This is a genomic window from Xanthomonas sp. D-109, from assembly GCF_017746095.1.
Lineage (GTDB): Bacteria > Pseudomonadota > Gammaproteobacteria > Xanthomonadales > Xanthomonadaceae > Xanthomonas_A > Xanthomonas_A sacchari.
This window is the reverse complement of sequence record NZ_JAGHWV010000008.1, coordinates 71,739-97,481: the sequence shown is the minus strand read 5'-3', so window position 1 is coordinate 97,481 and position 25,743 is coordinate 71,739. Positions and strand designations below refer to the sequence as shown.

The 25,743-nt window shown below is 65.8% G+C and carries 24 protein-coding genes and 1 pseudogene; 10 read left to right on the top strand and 15 right to left on the bottom strand.

What is annotated here, in order from left to right; genetic code table 11:
• Positions 1-161: 161 nt before the first annotated feature.
• A complete protein-coding gene (locus J7357_RS08580; protein WP_209245803.1) occupies positions 162-1,325 on the bottom strand; it encodes a zinc-dependent alcohol dehydrogenase in 1,164 nt (387 codons plus the stop codon).
• A gap of 179 nt (positions 1,326-1,504) precedes the next feature.
• Here J7357_RS08580 and J7357_RS08575 point away from each other — a divergent pair, with 179 nt between their 5' ends.
• Positions 1,505-1,855 (top strand): nucleotide pyrophosphohydrolase, encoded by a 351-nt coding sequence (locus J7357_RS08575; protein WP_209245802.1) that lies wholly within the window; start codon positions 1,505-1,507, stop codon positions 1,853-1,855.
• 490 nt (positions 1,856-2,345) lie between these two features.
• On the opposite strand, the pseudogene J7357_RS08570 reads toward J7357_RS08575, so the two are convergent.
• From J7357_RS08570 to J7357_RS08560, 3 genes and pseudogenes are all read right to left on the bottom strand, one after another.
• Positions 2,346-2,834 (bottom strand): annotated as a pseudogene (locus tag J7357_RS08570) (DUF6496 domain-containing protein); the annotation flags it as partial.
• A gap of 124 nt (positions 2,835-2,958) precedes the next feature.
• Entirely contained in the window at positions 2,959-3,531 is a 573-nt protein-coding gene (locus J7357_RS08565) for a phosphatase PAP2 family protein (RefSeq protein WP_209245801.1), read from the bottom strand.
• A 354-nt stretch (positions 3,532-3,885) separates the two neighbouring features.
• Positions 3,886-5,280 (bottom strand): DUF763 domain-containing protein, encoded by a 1,395-nt coding sequence (locus J7357_RS08560; protein WP_209245800.1) that lies wholly within the window; start codon positions 5,278-5,280, stop codon positions 3,886-3,888.
• A gap of 176 nt (positions 5,281-5,456) precedes the next feature.
• On the opposite strand from J7357_RS08560, the gene J7357_RS08555 reads away from it, so the two are divergent.
• A complete protein-coding gene (locus J7357_RS08555) occupies positions 5,457-6,086 on the top strand; it encodes a DUF4291 domain-containing protein (RefSeq protein WP_209245799.1) in 630 nt (209 codons plus the stop codon).
• A gap of 128 nt (positions 6,087-6,214) precedes the next feature.
• Here the strand turns inward: J7357_RS08555 and J7357_RS08550 are convergent, their stop codons facing one another.
• Together J7357_RS08550 and J7357_RS08545 are read right to left on the bottom strand one after the other, a co-directional pair.
• Positions 6,215-8,731, bottom strand: coding sequence for an excinuclease ABC subunit UvrA (locus tag J7357_RS08550; RefSeq protein ID WP_209245798.1), 2,517 nt, complete (start codon positions 8,729-8,731; stop codon positions 6,215-6,217).
• A 131-nt stretch (positions 8,732-8,862) separates the two neighbouring features.
• On the bottom strand, positions 8,863-9,504 hold the full coding sequence (locus J7357_RS08545) for an HD domain-containing protein (RefSeq protein ID WP_209245797.1): 642 nt from the start codon (positions 9,502-9,504) through the stop codon (positions 8,863-8,865).
• Between the two features lie 223 nt (positions 9,505-9,727).
• Between J7357_RS08545 and J7357_RS08540 the strand changes: the two genes are divergently transcribed.
• The 4 genes from J7357_RS08540 to J7357_RS08525 all read left to right on the top strand — a co-directional run bounded on the left by J7357_RS08540 (position 9,728) and on the right by J7357_RS08525 (position 11,747).
• Positions 9,728-10,189, top strand: coding sequence for a GNAT family N-acetyltransferase (locus J7357_RS08540; RefSeq protein WP_209245796.1), 462 nt, complete (start codon positions 9,728-9,730; stop codon positions 10,187-10,189).
• A 147-nt stretch (positions 10,190-10,336) separates the two neighbouring features.
• Complete coding sequence (locus J7357_RS08535) at positions 10,337-10,597, top strand: hypothetical protein (protein WP_244667378.1); 261 nt, start codon at positions 10,337-10,339, stop codon at positions 10,595-10,597.
• Positions 10,598-10,675: 78 nt separating this feature from the next.
• A complete protein-coding gene (locus J7357_RS08530) occupies positions 10,676-11,098 on the top strand; it encodes a hypothetical protein (RefSeq protein WP_209245794.1) in 423 nt (140 codons plus the stop codon).
• 64 nt (positions 11,099-11,162) lie between these two features.
• Entirely contained in the window at positions 11,163-11,747 is a 585-nt protein-coding gene (locus J7357_RS08525) for a hypothetical protein (RefSeq protein WP_209245793.1), read from the top strand.
• Between the two features lie 53 nt (positions 11,748-11,800).
• On the opposite strand, the gene J7357_RS08520 is transcribed toward J7357_RS08525, so the two are convergent.
• Positions 11,801-12,076: a hypothetical protein gene (locus J7357_RS08520; RefSeq protein ID WP_244667377.1), complete on the bottom strand. Its 276-nt coding sequence runs from the start codon at positions 12,074-12,076 to the stop codon at positions 11,801-11,803.
• Positions 12,077-12,531: 455 nt separating this feature from the next.
• On the opposite strand from J7357_RS08520, the gene J7357_RS08515 reads away from it, so the two are divergent.
• The 4 genes from J7357_RS08515 (at position 12,532) to J7357_RS08500 (ending at position 16,951) form a co-directional block, all read left to right on the top strand.
• Positions 12,532-14,358: a DUF2075 domain-containing protein gene (locus J7357_RS08515; RefSeq protein WP_209245791.1), complete on the top strand. Its 1,827-nt coding sequence runs from the start codon at positions 12,532-12,534 to the stop codon at positions 14,356-14,358.
• A 61-nt stretch (positions 14,359-14,419) separates the two neighbouring features.
• Positions 14,420-15,247: a hypothetical protein gene (locus tag J7357_RS08510; RefSeq protein ID WP_209245790.1), complete on the top strand. Its 828-nt coding sequence runs from the start codon at positions 14,420-14,422 to the stop codon at positions 15,245-15,247.
• A gap of 518 nt (positions 15,248-15,765) precedes the next feature.
• On the top strand, positions 15,766-16,488 hold the full coding sequence (locus J7357_RS08505) for a DUF5343 domain-containing protein (RefSeq protein ID WP_209245789.1): 723 nt from the start codon (positions 15,766-15,768) through the stop codon (positions 16,486-16,488).
• A complete protein-coding gene (locus tag J7357_RS08500) occupies positions 16,472-16,951 on the top strand; it encodes a TIGR02391 family protein (RefSeq protein ID WP_209245788.1) in 480 nt (159 codons plus the stop codon). The genes J7357_RS08505 and J7357_RS08500 overlap by 17 nt, the downstream gene beginning before the upstream one ends.
• On the opposite strand, the gene J7357_RS21340 is transcribed toward J7357_RS08500, so the two are convergent.
• From J7357_RS21340 to hflK, 8 genes are all read right to left on the bottom strand, one after another.
• The gene (locus tag J7357_RS21340; RefSeq protein WP_244667376.1) at positions 16,948-17,166 is read right to left on the bottom strand and encodes a nucleotidyltransferase domain-containing protein; all 219 of its coding nucleotides are present in this window, start codon (positions 17,164-17,166) and stop codon (positions 16,948-16,950) included. The two genes, J7357_RS08500 and J7357_RS21340, sit on opposite strands and share 4 nt — an antisense overlap.
• An 18-nt stretch (positions 17,167-17,184) precedes the next feature.
• Entirely contained in the window at positions 17,185-17,460 is a 276-nt protein-coding gene (locus J7357_RS21335) for a winged helix-turn-helix domain-containing protein (protein ID WP_244667375.1), read from the bottom strand.
• Between the two features lie 200 nt (positions 17,461-17,660).
• Entirely contained in the window at positions 17,661-19,754 is a 2,094-nt protein-coding gene (locus J7357_RS08490; RefSeq protein ID WP_209245787.1) for a GGDEF domain-containing protein, read from the bottom strand.
• Positions 19,755-20,173: 419 nt separating this feature from the next.
• Positions 20,174-21,409 carry a hypothetical protein gene (locus tag J7357_RS08485; protein WP_209245786.1) on the bottom strand — a complete coding sequence of 412 codons (1,236 nt, stop codon included), beginning with the start codon at positions 21,407-21,409 and terminating at the stop codon, positions 20,174-20,176.
• 139 nt (positions 21,410-21,548) lie between these two features.
• Positions 21,549-22,841 (bottom strand): adenylosuccinate synthase, encoded by a 1,293-nt coding sequence (locus J7357_RS08480; RefSeq protein WP_010340110.1) that lies wholly within the window; start codon positions 22,839-22,841, stop codon positions 21,549-21,551.
• A gap of 257 nt (positions 22,842-23,098) precedes the next feature.
• Positions 23,099-23,284: a DUF2065 domain-containing protein gene (locus tag J7357_RS08475; RefSeq protein ID WP_209245785.1), complete on the bottom strand. Its 186-nt coding sequence runs from the start codon at positions 23,282-23,284 to the stop codon at positions 23,099-23,101.
• A gap of 386 nt (positions 23,285-23,670) precedes the next feature.
• Positions 23,671-24,537, bottom strand: coding sequence for a protease modulator HflC (locus J7357_RS08470; RefSeq protein ID WP_209245784.1), 867 nt, complete (start codon positions 24,535-24,537; stop codon positions 23,671-23,673).
• A gap of 11 nt (positions 24,538-24,548) precedes the next feature.
• A complete protein-coding gene (hflK, locus tag J7357_RS08465) occupies positions 24,549-25,676 on the bottom strand; it encodes an FtsH protease activity modulator HflK (protein WP_209245783.1) in 1,128 nt (375 codons plus the stop codon).
• Positions 25,677-25,743: the final 67 nt, after the last annotated feature.

The following is a 25,743-nucleotide window of genomic DNA, read 5'->3' as shown; positions in this document are numbered from 1 at the left end:
GCAAAGCGTCCGAGGTAAAACGGAGGTGACGTGCAATCACAACAGCCTGCATGCGCACACCGCGTGTGCGCACCACACCGCGACGTGCACACGCATGAAGCATTCATCGCCAGCGCATTGCCCTCGCCCACCGATGCAGCGGGCGAGGGCGTGGCGCGCGCCTACGGCGTCAGGATCACCTTGCGGCAGTCCTGCTCCTTCTTGTCGAAGATCGAATAGCCCTGCGCCGCCTCGGCCAGGCTCAGGCGGTGGGTAATGATCTCGTTCGGGCGCAGCCGGCCCTCGCCGATGTGCTCCAGCAATTCGGGCATGAAACGCTGCACGTGGGTCTGGCCCATCTTGAAGCTCAGCCCCTTGTCGAAGGCGTCGCCAAACAGGAAGCCGTGGATGAAACCGGCGTATACGCCCGGCACGCTGACGGTGCCGCCGCGGCGCGTGGCGGCGATGCACTGGCGCAATGCGGTGCCGCTGCTGCCTTCCAGCTTCAGCGTGGCCATCACCGTTTCCACAGTACTGCCCTTGGCCTCGAAGCCCACCGCATCGATGCTGGCGTCCACGCCGCGGCCGTCGGTCTGGCCGACGATGATGTCGGCCGGATCGTCGATCTCCTCGAAGTTCAGCGGGATCACCCCATAGGTGCGCTGCGCGAAATCCAGCCGGTACGGATAGCGGTCGACCATGAAGATGCGCTCGGCGCCGAGCATGCGGCAGCAGGCGGCGGTCATCAGCCCGACCGGACCGGCGCCGAAGATCGCCACCGTGCTGCCCTGGCGTACGCCGGCGTTGACTGCGGCCTGGTAGCCGGTGGGCAGGATGTCGGAGAGGAACAGCACCTGTTCGTCGTGCAGCACGTCCGGCACCACCAGCGGGCCGACATTGGCCTTGGGCACGCGCACGTATTCGGCCTGGCCGCCGGCGACGCCGCCGTACAGATGGCTGTAGCCGAACAGCGCCGCCGGTGGGCGGATGCCCTTCTGGTTCAGCGCCGCGCCCTTGCCGGTGTTGGTGGTCTCGCAGGCGGCGTATTCGGTCAGGCGGCAATGGAAGCATTCGCCGCAGGCGATCACGAACGGGATCACCACGCGGTCGCCCTTCTTCACCCGCTGCACGTCCGGGCCGACCTCCTCCACCACGCCCATGAACTCGTGCCCGAGCACGTCGCCGCTGTGCAGGTCGGGGATCTTGCCGCGGTACAGGTGCAGGTCCGAGCCGCAGATCGCCGTAGCGGTGACGCGCAGGATGATGTCGTCGGTCTCCACCAGCACCGGGTCGGGAACGGTCTCCACGCGCACATCCTTGGTGCCGTGATAGGTCAAAGCTTGCATGGGTAATTCCTTTCGTCTGCGAACATGTGACTGCAGTGTTGCCCTCGATACCGTGCAACGTCGGTGACCATGCCGTGAGTCCGATGTCGCGAGCGCGGCGCGTGCCTTGCAGGCAATGCCCTGCGTGCATGAGAGGCCGCTGCATTACCATGCGCTGTCCCCACTGCGAGCCGACGCCCATGCCCGACAGCCTCCACGACCTGCAGACCGCGCAGCGCGCCTTCGCCGATGCCCGCGATTGGGGCCAGTTCCACAGTCCGCGCAATCTCGCCGCGGCGCTCTCGGTGGAAGCGGCGGAGCTGCTGGAACATTTCCAATGGCTGGACGATGCGCAGAGCCGCCAGCTTCCTGAAGAAAAAAGGCAGCAGGTCGGCAGCGAGATCGCCGACGTGCTGCTGTATCTGGTGCAGTTGTGCGACAAGCTCGGCATCGATCCGATCGAGGCCGCGCGGCAGAAGATGCAGGTGAACGCGAACAAGTATCCGGTCGAGCGCGCCAAGGGGCGCATTACCAAGTACACCGAGCTATAGGGCGCGCAAGGCGGCTGCCGCGCGACGACGCGACGCCCCCAACCACTGGCTTCTGGAGCAAGCCGAATGCGGCTTGCCCCATAGGAGCGACTTTGGCCGCAACGGGCTTCACCCGGAAACGCCCGTCGCGGCTGAAGCCGCTCCTACAGCGGACGTTCCTGGGCGATCAGAGCTGTCGGCCATGCGCCACGGCGCAGCATGCGGCAGCTAGGCCTTGTTATCGCGCACTGCCCTTGCGTGCGGACGACGTCTTGCTGGCGCGCTTGCTGCTCGCACGCGTGCCGCTCTTCTTCGCCGGTGTCTTCCTGGCCATCGACTTCTTCGATGCGGTTTTCTTGGATGCAGTCTTTTTCGTCGCGGCTTTTTTCGTTGCGGTCTTCTTTGCCGAAGCCGTCTTGCTCGCGGCCTTCTTGGCCGTCGTCTTCCTCGCCGAGGCGGACTTGGCCGTGCTCTTTTTTGCGGCCGACGTGCGCGTACCGGACTTCTTGGCGCGGGTCTGCGCCGCCTTCTTGGCCGCGGCCTTGCGCACCGTCGCATCCTTGGTCTGCGCGGCCTTCTTCGCCGCGGCCGAACGGCTGCTGGCACTGCGCTTCTTCGCCGCGCGCTTGGTCTGCGTCGACAGCGCCTCGCTGCCGACGGTCTTGCGCGCGGTCGTGCCCTTGCTGGCGGTCTTGAGCGCCTTCTTGGCGCCACGCGAACGCGTCGGCGACGGCTTGCCCTGCTTGCCGCCCTTGGCCTCTTCCTGCGCGACCTTCTTCTTGGTGGCTTTCGACGCGGTCTTCGACGCGCCGGTCTTGACCCCGGCGCGCCGCGCCTTGGACAGGCCGATGGCGATCGCCTGCTTGGTCGACTTCACCTCGGTCTTGCCCTCGCGCACGCGATCGATCTCCTCGCGCACGAACTCGCCGGCCTGGGTGGTGCCGGCCTTGCCTTCGCGCTTGGCGCGGCGCGCACGGGTGGTGGTGGATTGCTCCGGCATCGCGACGTCTCCTGAAAGCGGCCATGACGGCCATCGGTTCCGGGTGTAGCAACGCCCAGGTCAAGAGCAGGCATACGACAGGCGAAGCGCGCGTGCACATGCCTGCACGCCAGCGACGCCGCGATCAGCCATCGCGGCCGCACAGCGCCGGCGAGTAGGTCTGGATGGCGTGCTGGATCGGCGCGTGGCGTCCGTACATCAGCGCACAGACCGACAGCACCGATGCGATGGCGTACACGCGCAGGCGCGCGGGCAACTGCGGCGCACCGCGCCACTGCAGGTAGCAGGCGGTCGCCACGGCGCCGAGCACTACGCCCGCCGCAACCTCGGACAGGCTGTGCGCACGTGCGTAGACGCGGGCGATGGCGATCACGCTGGCGATGGCGAACCCGCAGGCGACCGCCAGCCGCGGCCGTGGGCGCGCGCGCAGGCACAACATGCAGACCATCGGCCACACGCAGGCGGCGAGCATGGTGTGGCCGCTGATGACCCGGAACTGCAGCGCGCGCAACTCCAGGCCGCAGCCGGCATAGAGAATCTTGGTCGCACCGACCAGGGCCGCGGCGGTCGCCAGCAGGCCCAGCCAGGTACCGGCCGCGCGCCAACCGCTGCCGCCCAGGGCCAGCCACAGGGCGCAGGCGAGCGCCAGCGGCAGCGTCATCGCCGCGTCGCCGAAGTTGCTGATGGCAGACCACATGCTGGGAAAAACGTCCTTCGGCGTACGCGTCGTTGGGAGCACCGACGCTCTGCGTCGTGGCCGCCATGATACGGGCGATCGCTGAAATGGGAGGAACATGGCAGGCGATCAGCCCCTTGCCCTCCTCCGACCATCGCCATTGCATGAAGGCGGACTTACGCACGGGCGCAGCCATGGTCTCCGGTGCACGTGCCGACGGCCGCGCTGCCGGTGGGCCGCTCCTTGTGGGAGGGACTTCAGTCCCGACTGCAATGCGTTGGATGGACCGATGAACTCACGCGTCGCGTCCGAATCGCCGCTGACGCCTAGAAAAGGGCGCCCTGCATCCAATTCGATCGTGACGACCACAGGCCATCAAGCTGACGGCCCTACTGCGCGCGTGGCGCGTCGCTCATCTGCAGCCGCCGGCGCCGGCTCCCAGCCGAACACGCTGCGCCCGCCATAGGCGTGCGACTGCGAGCGCTCCTCGGCGATGTAGTCCTCCACCGACGGACCGCGCGCGGTCGGTTCGAGCAGGCGCGCCTGCGCGTCCAGGCGGCGGATCGCCTCCAGCTTTTCCTCGCGACCCAGCTTGGCCTGCGCCACGGCAGTCTTGAGCACGCCGATGGTGTGGTCGTAGACCCGCGTCGGCACCGGGAACGGATGCCGGTCCTTGCCGCCGTGGGCCAGCGAGAAACGCGCCGGGTCGCTGAAGCGGCACGGCGTGCCGTGCAGCACCTCGGCCACCAGCGCCAGCGCGCGCACGGTGCGCGCACCGACGCCCGGTACCTGCAGCAGATCCTGGAAATCGCGCGGGCCGCATTCGGCGGCGGCGGCCAGCGCCCCGTGCAGGCGCCGCACCACGACGTCGCTGCCGCGCACGTCGTGATGGTCGGGCAGCGACAGATGCGGCAGGTCGGCGGGCCGACGCTCGGGCAGCGTGGCCGCTGCCGGGGCGAACAGGTCGCCGGTCTCGGCGAACAGCGCATCGGTGGCCGGCGTCTCGCATTGCCGCGGCGCGGTGCGGGCCGGCGCTGCGGCGACCGGTGCCGACGCCTGCGCGGCCTGCAGCGCGGCGTACTCGCGGGCGATGCGCTCCGGCGCCAGCGTCTGCAGCAGGCCCACCTGCGCCGCGCGCGCCGCGGCGGCACGGTGATCGGCGAGATTGACGATGCGGCCCTGGCGCGGACCGTCGATGGCCGCATGCGGCGCATCGACGAAGCTGCTCAGGCCTTCCGACAGCCAGTGGTAGCGGCGCGCCTGCTTGCGCGCGCAGTGCATGCCCTGCTGCACCACCACCCAGCGCCCGTCGTCGCTGACGATGAAGCCATGCAGGTACAGGTCGAAGCCATCCTGCACCGCGGCGCTGTCGACCTTGGCCACCAGGCGGCTGACCCGCGCCAGGTCCGCGCCGTCCAGGCCGGTGCGCTCGCCCACTGCCTGCAGCTCATCCGGCGTGGCCCGCGAATGCCGCCCGCGGCCACCGCACACATGGATGCCCAGTTCGCCGGACAGCGGCGCCAGGCCGCGCTTGAGCGCGCCCAGCACGCTGGTGGTGATGCCGGAGGAATGCCAGTCCATGCCCATCACCGCGCCCAGCGACTGGAACCAGAACGGATGCGCCAGGCGCCGCAGCAGTTCGTCGCGGCCGTAGCTGTGCACGATGGCCTGGCACATCACCGCGCCGAGCCGGGTCATGCGCGCACCCAGCCAGTGCGGCACGCGGCCACCGTGCAGGGGCAGATCGGCGCTGCCGGAACGTCGGCTCATGGGGGCTCCGGGAAGGGCGGTGCACCAGGGTAGCCAGTGCCGGTCTCAGCGCGCGAGCCTGGGGGCGTGCACAGGCTGAGCGGTTCAGTGCACGCAGGTGCGACCGCAGCCAACCGACACGGGAAAACACGGCAGCAGATCGACGCCGTTGTTGCGACGCCGTAGACTGCGCGCAGATGCATTCCGTTCCCTATGCTGCCTTGCAGCCCACCTGGCCCCGCCAGGGCCGTCACATCCTGGCGCACTTCGACGCCGATGCGATCGATGTCTACCAGGCCTACCGCCCCGCGATCGCGCAGTTCGCGGTGGCCCATCAACGCTTCGGCGGCGAATTCAGCTACGACCGCATGAGCTGGATCAAGCCGAACTTCCTGTGGATGATGTACCGCGCCGATTGGGCGCAGAAGCAAGGGCAGGAGCGGACCCTGGCGATCCGGCTGCCGCGCGCCTTCTTCGACGACCTGCTGCGTGCCGCGGTCCCGTCGACGTTCGATCCGGGACGCTTCGCCAGCCATGCCGCGTGGAAGGACGCGGTCCAGCAGTCCGACGTGCGCCTGCAGTGGGACCCGGACCACGCGCCCGACGGCAGCGCGCTGCCGCGTCGCGCACTGCAACTGGGGCTGCGCGGCCAGGCGCTGCGCCAGTACGGCGAACGGCAGGCCCTCTCGATCACCGACATCACCGATTTCGTGCACGCGCAGGCGCTGAACCTGCAGCACGGCGAGGCGGCGCTGCAGGTGCCGCACGAGCGGGTCTACGTACCGCCGGCCAGCGCGGCGCAGAACGTCGGGCTGGACGACCAGTAGCCATCATCGGCCGCTGCGGCGCACGCCCCAGGCGCGCGGGCGGGCTCGTCGACCGTCGTAGGAGCGGCTTAAGCCGCTCCTACGTGGGATTTACATCAGGCGACAGGCGCTCACTGCAGCAAGCCTGATCACCCCGCCAACTCCGCCGCCAGAAACGGCGCGGTTCGACTGTCGGCCTGCTGCGCCACCACAGCTGGCACGCCCGCCGCCACGACCTTGCCTCCCGCGCCTCCCGCGCCTGGGCCCATGTCGATGATCCAGTCGCTGGCCGCGGCCACGCGCATGTCGTGCTCCACCGCCACCACCGTGTTGCCCGCTTCCACCAGGCCGTGCAATTGCCGCAGCAGCGTGTCCACGTCGGCCGGATGCAGACCGGTGGTGGGTTCGTCCAGCACGTACACGGTGCCGCGGCGCTGCGCACGCTGCAGCTCGCTGGCCAGCTTGATGCGTTGCGCCTCGCCGCCGGACAGTTCGGTGGCCGGCTGGCCCAGCCGCAGATAGCCAAGGCCCACCTCCACCAGCACCTGCAGCGGCCGCGCGATCGCCGCATCGTCGGCAAAGAAGTCCAGCGCCTGCGCCACGGTCATGCGCAGCACCTGGGCGATGTTCTGGCCGCGCAGTTCGATCTCCAGCGTCTTGGCGTTGTAGCGCGCGCCATGGCAGGTCGGGCACGGCGCATACACGCTGGGCATGAACAGCAGTTCCACGCTCACCGCGCCCTCGCCTTCACAGGTGTCGCAGCGCCCCTTGGCCACATTGAACGAGAAACGCCCGGCATCGTACTTGCGCTTGCGCGCCGTCGGCGTGGCGGCAAAGCGCTTGCGCACGTGGTCGAACAGGCCGGTGTAGGTGGCCAGGTTGGAGCGTGGCGTGCGTCCGATCGGCGCCTGGTCCACCTGCACCAGCCGCCGCACGTGCTGCAGGCCGTCGGCGATGTAGCCGTCGGTGGCGACGCGCGCACCGCGCTCCAGCGGATCCAGCTCCTCCTCCGCCTCGGCCGGCGCCTGCCCCAGTTGCGTGCCCAGCAATTCCACCAGCGCCTGGCTGACCAGCGAGGACTTGCCCGAGCCGGACACGCCGGTGACGGTGGTGAACACGCCCAGCGGAATGTCCACGTCCAGCGCGACCACGTTGTTGCGGCTGACCTCACGCAATTGCAGCCAGGCCTCAGGCGTGCGCGGCGCATGGGCAGCGGCGTGCGGTTCGGCGAACAGATAGCGGCGCGTGGACGAGGCCTGCACCTGCGCCAGTCCCGCCGGCGGCCCGCTGTACAGCACCTGCCCGCCATGCTCGCCGGCGCCGGGGCCGACATCGACGATCCAGTCGGCATGGCGGATCACGTCGATCTCGTGCTCGACCACGAACAGCGAATTGCCCGCGCCCTTGAGTTGGTCCAGCGCACCCAGCAGCGACTGCGTGTCGGCCGGATGCAGGCCCGCCGACGGCTCGTCCATCACGTAGACCACGCCGAACAGCTGCGAGCGGATCTGCGTGGCCAGGCGCAGCCGCTGCAGTTCGCCCGGCGACAGCGTCGGCGTGCTGCGCTCCAGGGTCAGGTAACCCAGCCCCAACGCCTCCACCACCTGGATCCGCGCCAGCAGATCCTGGGCGATGCGCTGCGCGGCCAGCGCCTGCTCGGGATGCCGTGAGCGGCCCTGCATGCGGCCTTCCGCCGCGGGCCGCAACAGCGCGGCCACCTCGCCGAGCGGACGCTGCGACAGTGCGCCGATGTCCAGCCCGGCGAAGGTCACTGACAGCGCCTCGCGGCGCAGCCGCTTGCCGTCGCAGCTGGGGCATGCGGTGCTGATCAGATACTGCGCTACGCGCTTCTTGATCAGCGCGCTCTGCGTGGTGGCGAAGGTGTGCAGCACATAACGCCGCGCGCTGCTGAAGGTGCCCATGTACGCCGGTTCCTGCTTGCGCTTGAGCGCACGCTGGGTCTCGGCCAGGGTGAAGCCGGGATACACCGGCACGGTCGGCTGTTCGTCGGTGTACAGGATCCAGTCGCGGGTCTTCTTCGGCAGCTTCGCCCACGGCACGTCGACGTCGTGGCCGAGCGTGGTGAGGATGTCGCGCAGGTTCTGCCCGTGCCAGGCCGGCGGCCATGCCGCCACCGCCCGCTCGCGGATGCTCAGCGAACGGTCCGGCACCATCGACGCCTCGGTGGCGTCGTAGATGCGCCCCAGCCCGTGGCAGGTGGGACAGGCGCCGGCCGGCGTGTTCGGCGAGAACCCGTCGGCATGGATGATGCCCTGCCCCGGCGGATAGGTGCCGGCGCGCGAGTACAGCATGCGCAATGAGTTGGAGATGGTGGTGACGCTGCCCACCGACGAGCGCGTACTTGGCGCACCGCGATGCTGCTGCAGCGCCACGGCTGGCGGCAGGCCATCGATGGCGTCCACGTCGGCCACGCCGGCCTGGTCGATCAGGCGCCGCGCATACGGCGAGATCGAATCCAGGTAGCGCCGCTGCGCCTCGGCGAACAAGGTGCCGAACGCCAGCGACGACTTGCCCGAACCGGACACGCCGGTGAACACCACCAGCGCATCGCGCGGCAGCTCCACGTCCACATCCTTGAGGTTGTGCTCGCGCGCACCGCGAACGCGCACGAAGCCGGAAGCGGCAAAAGCGGGAGGCGTGGACATGGGCAGGACCGGCAACGCGAAGGAACGCGCAAGCTTAGCCGGTCGGCTGCCATGGGCGTGTCGCGGCCACCGCGCTGCAGCGCGCTCGGTCGGTCGTCGGCGAAGGCGCAGCGTCGCCGGTGACGCAGGTCTCAGCTCAACGCGGGCGCCGTCAGCGTATCGGCATCTTCGGCACGCGCAGCCAGCGCCTGCATCCGCGTCACCGCGCTGGAGAACGCGCGCAGCACCGCCACGCCGCGTTCGGCATAGATCGCATGCAGCGCCTGGTAGTACCACAGCGTGCCGTCGCGGCCGGCGGTGAAGCGCTCGAACACCGCGGTGCCGACGTCGGGGTCTTCCAGGTCGGCGACGATGCTGCGCGCGTTGTAGAGCTTGTCGCAGGCCGACACCAGCAGCACCGCGTCCGGGGCCTCGGCCAGGTGCGCCAGGTACGCCTGCTTGCGGATGCGCCAGTCGCGGCGCCTGGCCGGCACGTCGGTCTGCGCGGCTTTGCGTTCGGCCGTGGCGTCGGTACACGCCATCACCATGTCCGCCACCGCCTCGCCGAACTGCGCGCGGATCACCGCCTCATGGCCGGCGCCGCAATCCTCCACCACGTCGTGCAGCAGCGCCGCAATCGCCTGGTCCTCGTCGCCGCCGGCCTCCAGCACCAGCGTCGACACGCCCAGCACATGGCTCAGATACGGCACCGTGCCGCCCTTGCGGAACTGGCCGGCGTGAGCGATGCGCGCATAGTCCACGGCGCGCGCGTAACGTTCGGTGAGAGCGGTCATGCGGCGATCCTGGCGGAACAGGCCGACATTATCGCCAAACTTGCCGACGTGAGCGCGTGGAGACGCACGATGACATGGCCACCATTCAAGCCGCGCGTGCGGGCACAGCCTGCGTGATCGGCCGACAGCCCGCACGGACGCGGGCCGCCGCGTCGCCCTGCCCTGGCCGAAGCTCCCTGCCCGCTTACACTTGCCGGCTCCCCTATCACCGCAACGCCCGCACATGGACGTCCGTCCCCTCGACCAGCACGCCCCGGAACTGCCGCAGATCGCCGCCTGGTACCACGCGGCCTGGGGCCGCGAGGCCGGCTTCTCGCTGGACGACGAACTGCGCCAGCTCCAGCGCGCCCCGGATACGCACGGCCTGCCGCGCGTGCTGGCCGCCTTCGACGGCCCTCGACTGATCGCTGTCGTGCAGCTGAAATACCGGGAAATGGACGCCTTCCCGCAATACCCGTACTGGTTGGGCGGCATGTACGTCGCCGATCCCTACCGCGGACGCGGCATCGCCGGCCGCCTGCTTACCCATGCCCTCGCCGACGCCGCGGCCCTCGGCCTGGGCGCCCTGCACCTGCAGACCGAGCATCTGGACGGCGGCCTGTACGCCCGCCACGGCTGGCAGCCCGTGCAGGAAGCCGATTCCTACGGCACCCGCGTGTTGCTGATGGTCCGCCAGGTCGGCTGAGCCAACGCCAGCGGGACCCGGGCGTCTGCACATTACTTTTCCCCCGCGCCGCGTTAACGTGGCGCTTGGAAAGATAGGGCGTCAGCCACCAACCGACCGCTCGATCGACAGACACGCATGAACGCAGCGCCGAGGATGCAACCCACCATGATCACCGACACCGCCCACGCCGTGGACGACACCGCCACCGACAGCGCCCCGACCCCGCCCGCGCGCCGTGCCGCCCTCTCCGGCCGCGCCGCCGCGCACAGCGTGTACCGCTCGCCGCTGTCCGCCGACGACGCCGACGCGGAAGCGCTGCGCCTTCGCGAACAACGCGCCAAGCGCGCGGCGCAGGTGGCTGCGGTCGGCACCGTCGCCGCCCTGGCAGCCGTGGCATTGATTGCCTGGCGGCGCGCACGGCGCTGACCGCGCAGCGACACCCAGCGCATTCGGCAGCATGCGCCGAGCAGGAAGCTCGCCGCAGCCCACGCAAGGAACGTCCTCATGACGCCATGGCACCGCATCGCCCAATTCGCCGGCCTGGCGCTGGTGGCCAGCGCATGCAGCATGCCCGCTGCCGCCCGCAAGACACCCATGGCCTCGGCAGTGCTGCGCGTCCCGGCCGACCTGCCCAACCAGCGCCTGTTCGATTGCGCCGAATCCAGCATCGCCACCCTGTCCGAGACCAGCAGCTCCTGGCCCAAGGTCACCCGCGAAGACCCGACCAAGGGAATCCTGGAATCGGGCGATTTCCCCGAAACGAACCGCAGCGGCTTTCGCCTGCGCCTGGAGCGCCTACCGGGCGCCAACCAGGCCAAGCTCGCCCTCAAGGGCGCTGGCGCCTATTTCGTCGACCTGGGCGTCGACAAGGCGATGCAGGATCTCAAGACCGCACTGGATCGCTGCGTCGCCACGCAACCGCATTGAGCCCGAATAGGACACGGCGGTTCTGATCCCCGCGCCATCACAGCGACCAAGGAAGGACACGGCCATGCCCAATTACGCCATCGAAGCCCGCTCGCTCGGCGTCATCGGCATCGCCGGCCACGCCTTCTGGGTGTTACGGGACGAACACGGCAAGGCCGTGGCGGAACTGCATGGCCTGGCCACCGATCGCCAGACCGGCCAGGCCATCCCCATCGGCACCCACGCCACCCGGCACTCGCTGCGCGCCTGGCACCACCCGCACGATCCTGCGTACGCCCGCTCCATCGGCGAAAAGGTCGACAGCACCAGCTACATCCGCGACGACCAACCGTCGCGCGCGGTCGCCACCGGCGACAAGCACGAGATCCTGGAGCGCTGGAATACCGCGGTGCGCGCCGTACCGGAACTCAACGCACAGGACCGCGACTATCCGAACTACGGCTTCAAGGTCTTCGGCGAGACCATCAACAGCAACTCCGCCTACCGCACCTTCGGCGAGCTGATGGACGTGCCCGTGCAGCGCTTCCCCCGACGCCTCGAACCGGGCATCGACAACCGAATGCTGTCGCCGGAACGCACCGAGGAGCTGCGGTATCACGCACCGGGCGAACAGGAACAGCAGATACGGCCGATGGCGCACGCGCTCTGAACTGACGGTGGTGAGCGAGGCACCAACGCCAGATAAAGATCTGTAAAGACTGGCTATCGCCGTGTCTTCCGCGCGTAAGACGACTGCGGCAGTCCCGGCCACGAGATCTCGCGCAACACCAGTTCCACCTGCTCGGCCAGTAGCTCCATGCACGCCGACAACTCGCCAGTCCGCGCGATCGCCGCGATCTCGCGCTCCTCGTCCGCACTGCGCGGGCGGGCCAGCCGCGCAAGGAACCGGATGTGCTCACCCAACCGCACCAGCCGGAACTGACTCTCCTCCGGCAGAAAATAACCCGTCGCCTCGAAATCCACGTTGTCATCCGACATCGCCGCCGCCTCCATCCATGAAGTGGCCGTCCGCCGCCATGGCGGACGGGAAGTCGGGAGGCTAGAAACCGCGAACAGCCGGCGGGTTTATTCCCCTTGCGGGTGTTGTATTCACCGCCCTCCCGACGCAGAACGTCGCGTCGGTTGCACCCACAAAGCACACAGGCACAAAAAACCCACCGGTTTATCGGAGGTGGGTACCGCTGTTCGAGGAGTTTCTAGGCTCCGTTTCTCCATCCTGCTACTGCGGCTGCGACGCGTCAAGTCGCCTATCGGCCAACTTTGATGCACGGCACTAGCAACATCTAAAGGCTGAGCCTTGTATACGAATTGCTCCAAGTTCGCTGCGACATAGCTGATGAGGGTACGTGTGCCAACATCAAGACTTGTCAGCCACATCGCATCGGTTCAAAGTCCCGTCGAGCTGCGGAAGAGATTCAGGGGGAACGCAAAGCGTGATCGTATATCAGTCGACCCGTGCCGCTTTCTTGCACGACTCCGAGCGGCAGGCGATCGAGGACATTATCGCTACTGCCTTCATCCAAAAAACGGGGCGCTACGCTCCGGACAGCGAGTTCCGCGCCTGGCGCCACTCGCTGACCCAGATGGCCGATGTCCTCAGCGACGACAGCCTACCCGCGGATATGGGGGTGGGCATCGAGTTCGGCATCCCGCAGACCGCCAAGCGTATCGACTTCATCCTGAGCGGGCTTGGCGAGGCCGAAGAGCCGCGTGCAATCATCGTCGAACTCAAACAATGGTCGTCCTCCGCTGTCACCGACAAGGACGGCATCGTCCGCGCGCAACGCGGCGGGCCGACCGAGACCGAAGGCCCGCACCCGTCCTACCAAGCCTGGTCCTATGCAGCTCTGCTGCAAGGCTTCAACGAAGCGGTGCACGAAGGCGGCGTGCAGCTGCGGCCATGCGCTTACCTGCATAACCACTTCCGCGATGGGACCATCGACGACCCACGCTACACGCCCTACACCGATAAGGCGCCACTGTTCCTGCGCGGCGTGGAAGAGAAGCGCAAGCTGCGCGACTTCATCCGTCAGCACGTGCGCCGGGGCGACAATGGCGATTTGCTCTACAAGATCGAACACGGTCGCATCCGCCCATCCAAGATGCTTGCCGACAGCGTAGTCGGCATGCTCAAGGGCAACCAGGAGTTCGTGCTGATCGACGAACAGAAGCTGGTCTACGAGACCTGCCTGGCGCGTGCCGCGCAGGCCAGCGCCGAACGCAGGCAGGTGGTGATCGTCAAAGGCGGCCCCGGCACCGGCAAATCAGTGGTGGCCATTAACCTGCTAGTCGAACTGACCAAGCGCGGCACCACCACCAAATACGTCTCAAAGAATGCAGCACCACGTGCGGTTTACGCGCAGAAGTTGGCTGGACACGTACGCAAGATCGAGATCGGCAATCTGTTCTCCGGTTCGGGCAACTTCCACCAGACCGAACCGAATGTGTTCGGCGCATTGGTGGTGGACGAGGCGCATCGCCTCAACGAGAAAAGCGGCCTGTACGGCAACCTCGGCCAGAACCAAATCATGGAGCTGATCCGCAGTGCCCACTGCACCATTTTTTTTGTCGACGACGACCAGATCGTCACCCTCGCCGACATCGGCCAAACCAACGAGTTACGCCGCTGGGCCGCCCAACTCGGCGCAGACGTCACCGAACTGGAACTCGCCTCGCAATTCCGCTGCGCCGGCTCCGACGGCTACATCGCCTGGCTAGACAACTTCCTGGGCATCCGCGAGACCGCCAACGCCGATTTCGATCGCGAATCCTTCGACTTCCGCATTGTCGACTCGCCAAAGGAACTGCACGACCTGATTCGCGAGAAAAACAAGATCAACAACAAGGCGCGCGTAGTCGCCGGCTACTGCTGGGACTGGAAGAGCAAGAACAATCCGGATGCCTGGGATATCGAAATCCCGGAACATGACTATCGCGCACAGTGGAACCTGGGAAGCGATGGCAGCTTGTGGGCTGTTGCGGAGAATTCTGTTGAGCAGGTGGGTTGCATACATACGTGCCAAGGACTGGAACTAGACTATGTCGGCGTGATAATTGGGCCTGACCTACGCTGGCTTAACGGTCAGCCAAACGTTTTTCCTGAGGCACGCTCGCGAATGGACAGATCGGTACGAGGCTACAAGGCACTTATGAGGCAAAATCCAAGTACTCAAAAACGAGTTGAGATAATTGTCCGCAACACCTACAAAACCCTGATGAGCCGAGGAATGAAAGGGTGTTACATAAATATCGCAAGTTGAGACCAACTTTAACCACATGACCCCACCACACCCAGGCCACTAATAGGCATAAGGAAATGACATGTCGTTCTCTGCTGCGGTTTATCGCGTACTTATTGCATCACCCTCGGATGTAGCCGAAGACAGAGCGGCGGTAGCATCCACGATTCATGACTGGAACTCGCACAACTCGAAAACAAGAGGAATTGTACTGCTTCCGGTGATGTGGGAAACACATGCAGCCCCGTCACTTGATGCTCGACCGCAAGCAGTTATTAACGAACAGCTTGTTCGTGAATGCGACATGCTGGCAGGCGTATTTTGGACGCGACTAGGATCTCCTACCGGCGAAGCAGAATCCGGCACAATTGAAGAGATCAACTGGTTTGTAAGAGAAAAAAAGCCAGTCATGATCTATTTCTCAACCCGCAACCTACCGAACGACTTCGACATTGATCAAGTCAAGCGACTCCGTGAATTCAAAAAACAAATTCAACAAAAGGGATTGGTATTCGACTACAACACCCCATCGACACTTGAAAATATGCTATTCAAACAGCTCACAACCATAGTTGAGCGAATGAATGTTGCACCTACAGTCAATGTGGCAGAGCTTAAGCGCGCCACCAAATCAGAAGAATTATCTAAAAACACTCAAGGAGAAGAAAAAAACTTGAAGCAGGACATCACAGAAACCGAGGATGAGATAGCCATATACGATTACTCAGAAAAATCTTTTGTTGTTGCCGGAAATACACTTGAATACAAAGATAAACTAAAAGAATGGGGAGGACGTTGGATGAAAGCAAGAGGCGGCCAATGGGTTTGGATGTTTGCAAAGAAAAGCAATCTTGAGCGCGTCTCTAAACTACTCAAAAAAAACCAACGGACCTTATTCCATACCCAGTAGCTCCAGATTAAAAAGCCCCCAAGTTAACTGCTTGCGCATTAATTAAAAGTAGTTCTATACTTTAATTCCGGAATATTAAACGCTGGAAAGACAACCTTGATCAGTTCGCATTGCACCGAGCCGGCCTTGGTTTCGACAATCAGTTCACAGACACAGAAGCCGCGCTATAGTTAGCCTCAACAGGACAAGATCGATCGGCCGATGGGGCGATGCCTGAACAAACAGTTGAGGCGTACGCTTGCTGCGAACGCTCCCACTCTAATGCCGCAAGAGAGGCTTGAGAGTGGCGAATCGTAGATGTACCGAACTAAAGATCCGCCGATGGAAACACTGATGGCTCATCCCATCAAATAAATATTAAAACAATGACTTGGAAAAAATGCTGGACCATTTTTCTGCTTGCCGATGGTGCCAAGGCCGAATGGTAGCTACTGGCGCGCCGTCTATCCTATAGCTCTCTCTTGCCTTTACAGCTCTGAGACCTCATAACATATGCCAAACGTCACTTAGGGGGAGTAATGGCCGCAACATCCAAGCCCAAGCCGGGGGACAAGCACCCGTATATGTCCGGCACTGCGGGTCTAATGCAAGTCACTTCGCATTTCCGAAAGTCCTTTCCAGGACAGGTCTCTGCGGAAACACTAAAAAAGTTAGGAATCGCGTCCAATAACGAATCTTACGTGTTGAACATTCTTCGGTTTGTCGGCGTCCTTGATGGAGATGGAAACAAGACTTCTAGTGCCGCTTCGGTATTCAACCAACATGAGGATTCAGATTTCCAAGATGGCTTTGGCAAGTTGGTAAAAACGGCCTACAGTGACCTATTCGATCTTCATGGTGACGGCGCATGGGCTTTGCCGGCGAACAAACTAATCTCCTTCTTCCGCAACAGCGATCACACCAGCGCGATCGTCGGCCAGCGCCAAGCTTCTACCTTTCAGGCATTGGCGATTTTGAGTGGGAAGCTTGATTCAGCAACTACGAAGATGACACCGGCGAAGGCATCGCAGTCTAAAGCTACGAAGAAGGCCATTTCGCCCTCCAAGCCGGCCACGACTAAGGAGGATCCCAAGCCACATGCAGCCACATCATCAGCCACAATCACAGGCGCCGGAGGCGGTACTGACGTCGGATTGACTGTTCGTATTGAGATCAACTTGCCCGTTACTGGGGACCAAGCGACCTACGACCGAATTTTCAAAAGCATTCGCGAGAACCTACTGAATGCAAAGTCGTCTTAATGCCTTTGAAGCTGTTGCCCGCCGAGCCAGCGCCTTCGTAGAACCAAACGAAGAGAGCGAAGCTTCTCTGCATGCATTCGACAGGAGAAACATTCATCCTAGGTTACCGGCTAAAGTTCGCAGTCTGTTTGATGATGGGTACTATGCTGAAGCGACCTTTGAAGCTTTCAAGTTCGTAGATAAGACGGTTCAAAAACACGCCAAGAGTAAAGAATCCGGCGTAAAGCTGATGATGGCTGCATTCAACAAGGACAAGCCTGCCATCCAATTGACGACACTCACTACACCCAGCGAAGTTGACGAGCAGGAAGGATATAGATTTCTTTTCTCTGGCGGCGTAATGGCTATTAGAAACCCTCGCGGGCATGAGTTCGATGCTACAGATGACGTAGATGTCTGCTTAGATCATCTCGCCTTCGCATCCCTGCTTATACGCAGACTTGAGCAAGCGGGTCTGATCTAAAAAGTTTGGCTGGCCAAAGGCCTTTGCATGACCAGCCCACATAAGCGGCACGCATGTTGTACAGCATAGGTTCGACCGAGCGGCCCAGCCGCGCCTGCATGCCATCCAGCGCGCGCATCGGCATAGCCCAGCGTATGGGAGATCACCATCAGGTCGATGTCGCTGCGCGCGATATCGCTGCGCTTGGTGACCGAGCCGTAGACGAAGGCGGCCACGATGTCGTCGGCGATGGGCTACAGGGCCTCGCCGAACGGGCCGGCCAGGCCGATGGTCTTCTGCACGATGCCGAGCAGCTCGTCGTGGATGGGCGAGTGCGGATTGGCCTGGTAGCGCTTCTGGTTGCCGATGCGCTGTACCGTCAGCAAGCCGGCGTCGGCCAGCTTGGCCAGTTCGCGTTGCACGGCGCCGGAGCCGCCGCTGGCAGCGGCGATCAGTTCACCGACACCGAAGCTGCGCTGGGGCTGACCGTACAACAAGGCCAACACGCGTTGCTGGGTGCGAGTGAACAAGGCATCTGCCAGACCCGACGTCAGCGCGCGTGATGAGCGCGGCGCCTCGTCCACGCCTGCGGAATTGAGCAGGTTGTTGACCATGGGTGCAGCTTACTATCCAAATGGGCAATTTTCTTCCCATTATGGGTATTTATTTACCCTTTTTGGGTTTTCATCAGTTGATCCGCTTTGACCTTTCAGCCCTCCCAAGCGGGAACTCACGCCACCCCCTGCCCCACCACAAACACCACCCCATCGCCCCCACCCCCGCTCTGCAGCAACCGCCCGTCTGCCTCCAGCGCCTCCAGCGACACATCGGCGCCGAGATCAGCCGCCACACCTTCCAGCGTCAGCCCCACCCAACGATCGCGGCCGGCGTGCTTGGCGCGGTACAGGGCCGCGTCGGCGATGCGCAGGCTCAGCGGCCAATCGCCGCCGGGGTGGGCGGGGAACAGGCTCACGCCCATCGACACGGTGAGGGCGATGCGTCCGCTCGGGCGCACCAGCGGGTCGGCCTGCAGGCGTTCGCGCAGGCGGCGGAACAGGCGCGGGGCGTCGGCCAGGGTGCCGCCGGGGCAGATCCACAGGAACTCTTCGCCGCCCCAGCGGGCGATGATGTCCGAGCTGCGCGCGCAGTCGCGCAGCAGGTCGCCGAGGTGCATCAGGGCGTGGTCGCCGCCTTCGTGGCCGTGCAGGTCGTTGACGCGTTTGAAGTGGTCGATGTCCAGCAGCGCGATCAGCAGCGGTTCCTGCGTGTTCTCGGGCGTCGCGGCGGCCTCGCGCGCCTGCAGCCAGGCGGTGACGTAGCGGCGGTTGCGCAGGCCAGTGAGGGCATCCTCTTCGCTCTGGCGGCGAATGGTGGCGGTGAGCTGTTCCAGTTCGCGGTGCTGGGTCTGGATCTCGTCATTCTTGCGCGCCAGTTCGGCGTTGATGCGCCGGCGCACGCGGCCTTCGCGCACCTTGAGCAGGAAGAAGCCGGCCAGCGCCAGCAGTGCGGCGAGCAGACCGTACAGCACGCTGCGCTGGCGCTGTTCGCGCGCCTGCAGTTGCGCGTAGGCGGCCTGTTCGGCGGCGCGGGCGCGGCCGAGTGCGGCCAGTTCGCTCTTCTTGCGCGCCAGGTCCACCGCCGATTCGAGCTCGGCGATGCGGGTCTTGGATTCGACGTTCACTGCTTCGTCGTTGACCGCCTTGTATTCGCGCATCAGCACCAGCGCCTCGCGGTCGCGGCCGAGCGCGTCGAGGTTATCGATCATGCGCGGATACAGTTCCAAGCGCCGCGTCACGTTGTCAGACTGCGCGAACAATTGCCGCGAACGCGCAAACGCGTCGGCGGCGGCTTCGCGTTGGCCGAGATCGGCCAGGGCGGCACCGAGGGTGGAATAGACGATGGCGCCTTCGCCGTTGTCGCCATGATCACCAGTGTGCTCCGCGTTCTCCAGCAGTGCGGCCGCTTCGCGCAGCAAGGGCAAGGCCTCCTGTGGGCGATGCTGGCTGGACAGCACGTTGGCGAGATTGTTGAGCGGACCGATCAGTGAGGCATTGCCGTCAGCGCGCGCCGACGCCAGCGCCTGCCGATAGATGGCCTCGGCGCGCTGCAGTTCGTTGGCGCCTTCGTAGGCCGCACCCAGATTGCCGAGCACGGCTGCGCGCGGCAGTCCCTTGCGCGGCTTGGCGTCGTAGGCGGCCAGCGCACGCTGGCCGTAGGCGATCGCCTTCTCCCATTCGTGTGCGTAAATGAACACAGCGGTGGCGTTGTGCAGCATGGCGGCGTCGTCCGGCTTGCCCAGCGCCTTGCCCAACCGCTCGACCTCAAGCAGGGCGGCGATCGCGTCAGGCATGCGCCCCTGCTGCGAGGACACGATGAAGATGATCTGGTTGGCGTTGTATTCCACCAGGTCGGGATGCTTGCGCACCTTCGACAAGGCGATGCGCGCGACCCGCAGGGCGTCGTCCTGTGCACCCATCCGGTAGTAGGACGCGGCCAGTTGCCGCCACAGTTCGGCGATATGCGGGTCGTCCGGCAGCTCCCTCTCCAACCGCTGCAGGTCGGCTTCGAGTTCGGCGATGCGGGCGGCATCGCGCGGCTGCCAGATGGCGCCGTTGAGTTGCTTGAACAAACGAAGCCGCTGCAGCGGCGACAACGGCTGGGTGAGCAGGGCCGAGCCGAGGGCGACCACGGTCTCCGGCTTGCCGGCAGCGGATGCCGCATCCACCAGTTCCAGCCCGAGGGGCACCAGGCCCTGCTTGTCGGCGGCGGCGTCCCACGCCGGCATTCCCATGCGCAACGCGGCCGCCGGGTCGTCGGCACGCACGGCCGCTACGCAGGCCGGCAACGCCTGCGCCGGCGCACACGCGGGCGATCCTGCCGTCTGTGCCGCCGCGCACGGCACGAGCACACCCCACCACAGCAGCGCCCCGAGCGACTGCCAAACCAAGCGACTGCGCACTGCGTTCTCCCCAAGATGCCGCGGCACACGCCGGAGCCCTGGGCGCGGCAGTTGCCGTCGCAATCTGGTTCCCCGCGTGTCGCTGCCGATGTGCAGCGACGCCGATCCGTGCGCTGCTATCGGCTGCGCGGCCGGATTCTTGAGCCCCATCTCATGCGGGAAGCCACGTAGCGCACATGACGCACCACCCGAGGGCACTCATGCGCGAGACGTGTGGCTTTGCGATACGAGGCGATCCTGCCCATTTGCGCTCTTTGCCACGGCACCACACCGCACGCCGGGATTCACACCGGCGGCAATTGCCGCAATTGCTCGGCGCTGGGGAAAGCGCGCACACGGTAGCGCGGCGGATACAGATTCGGTTGGCGCTCCATCAGGTCGCCGAGCAGGGCGAACGCTGGCTCCCAATCCGCGACGGTCACGTCGGCTTCGCCGTCGTCGCGCGGCACGACGAAGGCGATGTGGTCGGTCCTGGGCAGCAAGGTGTCCACGCCCTCGGTCCAGGTGCCGACCGACACCTGCCGCGTGCTGTCGTGGCGGTCCTGGTAGACGTTGAACGAGGCCACGAACACATCCACGTTGTTGGCCTCGTGCAGCTTGTCGAGCAGCGCCTTCTGGCCGGCGTAGGCCGGCGTATCCAGCATCCGCCGCAGGTCGGCCTGGCGCTGCCGGTGCTCGGGTGCCGTCAGGACGAACGGCACCATGCGGCGCGCGTCGTCATAGGTGAAGGCCAGCCAGGAGATGCAGCGGCCGTGCTCGGCCGCTTGCAGACTCAGTTCCAGCATGAGGGCCATGGCCACGTTGTCGCGCTCGCCGACCACCAGCAGGCAATCGCGCGTGGGCAGCATGAACACCGGGCGCCCCGCCACCGGCGCGCGATGCAGCACATCCGGCAGCAAGGCGCGGCTGGTGTCGTAGGCGTCGTACCAGCCGCCGCGGAACACGCCGGGCGCGACTTCCGCGAAGCGGTCCTCGGTGGCGTCGCGCAGATTGTCGCGGGCGATGGCCAACCCCTCGTCCAGGGTGATGCCCCACTCCGGCCGCGGCCCGGCGATCAGGGTGGAGGTCGAATCGGGCAGGTCCAGCGCCAGCAACTCGACGCAATCCTCGGCGATGTCGCGGCAGGCATAGGGAAACGGCACGTCCATGCCCTTCTCGCACTGCTGCTCCAGGCGCAGGTCCTCGAACATGCCACGGTTGCGGATCACCGGCATCAGCGTGGCGCGCAGTTCCTCGAAGCTGCGTTGCTGGCGGCTTTCCTCCTGCTCGTTGAGAAAGGCGGCGACATAGCTGTGCAGCGCCTCGTCGCGCCTGCGCCGGTCGGCCTGGGTGTAGGAGTGGTAAGCGTTGTGCAGGTGGATGGTGCGGCCGTTCTGGCCGACCAGGCGGAACGCGTCCGGCTGGTACGTGAGGGGTTCGGCATAGCCGCGCGCCTGCAGCGCCTCCAGAAACAAGCGGGCGAAGGCATCCGGGCCCGGCGGTTTGCGGTTGAACAGCGTGTCGAACAGGCCATTGAACATCGGCGATCTTCCTTGGAGTCGGGTGCGCGCAACGCGCCGTCGCAGGCGAATCGCGCGAGTGGCTGCTGGCCCACCATCCTCTCGCAAAAAAGCCCCGCCAAGGCGGGGCTTTCGCTGAACGCCGCAGCGCGCGCCAGGATCAGGCGAACGGATCCTGCAGCACCATGGTGTGCTCGCGGTCCGGGCCGGTGGAGACGATCGAGATCGGGCAGCCGGCCAGTTCCTCCAGCGCGCGCAGGTAGGCACGGGCGGCGGGCGGCAGTTCGTCCCACACGGTGATGCCGTGGGTGTTCTCGCTCCAGCCCGGGAACTCCAGGTACACCGGGGTGCACTCTTCCCAGCCCTGCGCGTCCAGCGGCGCGTATTCGGTGCGCTTGCCGCGGTATTCGTAGGCGATGCACACCTTCAGCTTCTCCATGCCGTCGAGCACGTCGAGCTTGGTGATGCACAGGCCGGAGATGCCATTGATGGCCACCGCGCGCTTGAGCGCGACGATGTCCATCCAGCCGCAGCGGCGCGGACGGCCGGTGGAGGCACCGTACTCGGCACCGCGGTCGCGGATGCCCTGGCCGATCTCGTCGTCCAGTTCGGTCGGGAACGGGCCGCCGCCGACGCGGGTGGCGTAGGCCTTGGCGATGCCCAGCACGTAGTCGATGTCCTGCGCGCCCACGCCGGTGCCGGCCAGCGCGCCGCCGACGGTGGTGTTGGAGCTGGTGACGTAGGGATAGGTGCCGTGGTCGATGTCCAGCAGCGCGCCCTGCGCGCCTTCGAACAGCACGCGCTTGCCCTGCTTGCGCAGGTCGTGGAGGATGCCGGCGACGTCGGACTTCATCGGCTGCACGTACTCGCCGAAGGCCAGCGCTTCGTCGAAGGTCTTCTGGAAGTCGACCGCTTCCACGCCCAGGTACTTGGTCAGCACGAAGTTGTGGTAGTCCAGCGCGGTACGCAGCAGCTCTTCCAGCTGCGGCGGGTAATGCAGGTCGGCAACGCGGATGCCGCGGCGCGCCACCTTGTCTTCGTAGGCCGGGCCGATGCCGCGGCCGGTGGTGCCGATGGCCTTGCCGCCGGCGGCCTTCTCGCGAGCCTGATCCAGGGCAATGTGGTACGGCATGATCAGCGGCGCGGCCGGTGAGATCTTCAGGCGCGACCGCACTTCCACGCCGGAGGTCTCCAGCTCTTCGATTTCCTTGCGCAACGCGGCCGGGGAGATCACCACGCCGTTGCCGATCAGGCACAGCGCGTCGGCGCGCAGGATGCCGGACGGGATCAGGTGCAGGACGGTCTTCTTGCCGTTGATGACGAGGGTGTGGCCGGCGTTGTGGCCGCCCTGGAAACGCACGACGGCACCGATTTCCTCGGTGAGCAGATCGACGATCTTGCCTTTGCCTTCATCGCCCCACTGGGCGCCGAGCACGACAACTGACTGACCCATGGCTGGGTAACTCCTGGTTTGCTGCGCGACCGTCGGGGCCACGCGGATGTGGTGGCCGTGCGGGGACCGACCGGCGCCGATGCGGTTGCTCCATCGGGGAGCGTCCAAGCGGCGGCGGACCCATACACGGAAAAAGCCGGTCGAGACGCTCGCGTGGAGCGGGCCCGGCCGGCTTTTGTGCATTATCCGGGTTTTGGGTGGCAGTCACCACCCCCTGGCCGGCCGCGTTCAGGCCCGGCGGCGGCAACCCGCCTGGCTCAGCCGCGCACCCACCACAGCGCCAGCAGGCCCACGCCGACGGCAATGGCGCCGGCCCCACGCAACTGCCGCGGCGGCATGCGCGAGATCTGCTGCACCATGCGCCGCCACGCCTCCGGCGCGGCGAACAGCAGCAGGCCTTCGAGGATCACCATCAGGCAGACCGCGGCGATGAGATCGTGCATGGCGGTCTCCGGAGATGAGTGGCCGTCAAGACGGATGCATCAGTATCAGAGCAAGAGCAACAGCTTCCGCTGAAGCGGGTCACTTTTCTTTGCTTGTGCAAAGAAAAGTAACCAAAAGAAAGCACACCCCGACTCCGCGCCCTTCGCGCTACGCGCTACGGGTCCGCGAACAGGACGGGATTCGCGGAAGGGGCATCCTGCCCCTGCCGCGAACGGCGCACATCCATGTGCGCCGCCCTTCGGGTTTTTCCCGCCCTGTTCGCCGCTACGTAGGGGGCCCGGCACATCAAAAGCGAAGCAAAAGCAACAATCGCAAGAGCAAAGAAGAGGCTGAGCAGGGAACCCGCTCTAGCGAATCCCCGATCCCGCCCCCCCACTCCCGCCCCTCAGCGATCGCTCTTGAGGTACTGCAGGAACGGATCGTTCTTGTCGAGCACGATCACGCCGTTGCCGTCGGCCATGCCGCCGCGGTAGGCCTCCAGGCTGCGGTAGAACGCGTAGAACGACGGGTCGGCGGAACCGGCCTTGCCGTACACGCTGGCGGCCTCGGCATCGCCTTCGCCGCGCAGCTTCTGCGCGTCGCGCTCGGCCTCGGCGACCAGCACGGTGCTCTCGCGGTCGGCCTGGGCGCGGATGGTCAGCGCCTGCTCCTCGCCTTCGGCGCGCAGCTTGGCCGCTTCCTGCTTGCGCTGCGCGCGCATGCGCTCGTACACATCGGTGATCACCTGGCTGTCGGTCGGCAGGTCGATCTGCTTGATGCGCAGGTCGACGATCTGCATGCCCAGGGTCTTGCTCGCCGCGTTGATCGCCACCAGTTGCTTGGCGATCAGCTCGCTGCGGTCGCCGGACACCAGCTGCTGCAGGGTGCGCGAGTTGATCTGGTTGCGCAGCGAGTCGGTGATGATCGGCGCCAGCAGCGTGTTGGCCACCTTCTCGTCGCCGCCCTGGGTGGCGCGGAAGAAGGCGCGCACGTCGGAGATGTAGCCGATGGCGAAGAAGCTGACGCTGACGTCCTTCTGCTCGGCGGTGAAGTAGCGCGCGGGGTTGGTGTCGAGCACCTGGAAGCGGCGGTCGAACATGCGCACCGACTCGACCAGCGGCACCTTGAAGTGCAGGCCCGGCTTGAGGTCGGCACGCACCACGCGACCCAGGTTCAGCACCATCGCCGCCTTGTCCTCGGGCACCACGAACGCCGAACTGAGCAGCGCGAACAGCGCGACGACGGCAATGCCCGCCCACAATGACAATTTCATCGCTGGATCTCCTAACGGCCGGTCGGGCGCGGCGTGCGCTCAGGGTTACGGACACTTTCGGCCGACGTGCTGTTCGAGGCTGGCAGCAACACCTCCTGCGGCAACGTCGGCAGCGACGTGGTGGGCGTCGGCGGGGTCGCCGCCGCCGGCGCCTTGCTGTCGGCCGGCATCGGCACGTAGATCAACTGGCGGCCGTCGCCGCCGATGACCTTGCGGTTCTCCGCCAGCACCTGCTGCACGGTCTCCAGCCACAGCCGCTTGCGGGTGACGTCCGGCGCGTTCTGGTACTGCTGCTGCAGCAGGGTGAAGCGCTCGGCGTCGCCCTGCGCGCGGGCGATCGCCGCTTCCTTGTAGCCTTCGGCCACGGTACGGGTGCGCGCCGCCTGACCACGCGCCTCCGGCACCACCTTGGCCGCGTAGGCCTGGGCTTCGTCGATCAGCCGCGCCTTCACCTGCTGGGCGCCGTTGACCTCGTCGAAGGCCGACTTCACTTCCTCCGGCGGACGCGCGTCGGGCAGGGTCAGGCCGGTCACGATCAGGCCGGTGTGATAGGCCTTCAGCGCCGCCTGCAGGCGCTCGCGCGCGGCCACGGCCATCGGCCCGCGGTTGTTGAGCACCGCATTGAGGTTCGAACGGCCGATCTGCTCGCGCACCGCGCTCTGCGCGGCCTGCTCCAGCACCAGGTCGGCATTGCGCGCACCGAACACGTAGGTGCGCGGATCCTCGACCCGGTACTGCACGTTGAGCGAGACGTTGACGATGTTCTCGTCGCCGGTCAGCACCGGTAGCTGGCTGTCGAAGGTCTTGATGCGGGTGGCGTCGACCTTGCGCACGGTCTCGATCGGCCACGGCAGCTTGAAGTTCGGGCCGGGCTGCAGGATCCGCGAGAACTGGCCGAAGCGCAGCACCACGCCGCGCTGCTGCTCGCCGATCAACTGGAAGCTGCTGAACAGCAGCACCAGCACCACCGCGCCCAGGATCCAGCGGCCGATGCCGCCGCCGTCGCCGAACAGGTCCTTCAACGGACCGGGCAACCCACCCCACTTGCCTCCCCCATTGCCGCCACGCGGAGGCCAGGGACCGCGCCCGTGATTGTCCGGGCCGTCTCCGCCCTTGCCGCCAGGTGTGTTCCAGGCCATGCATGCTCCAAGAAGGAAGGTGGCGCCGCGTCGGTCACGCGCCGGTCACCGGAAATGAGTCGCCGAT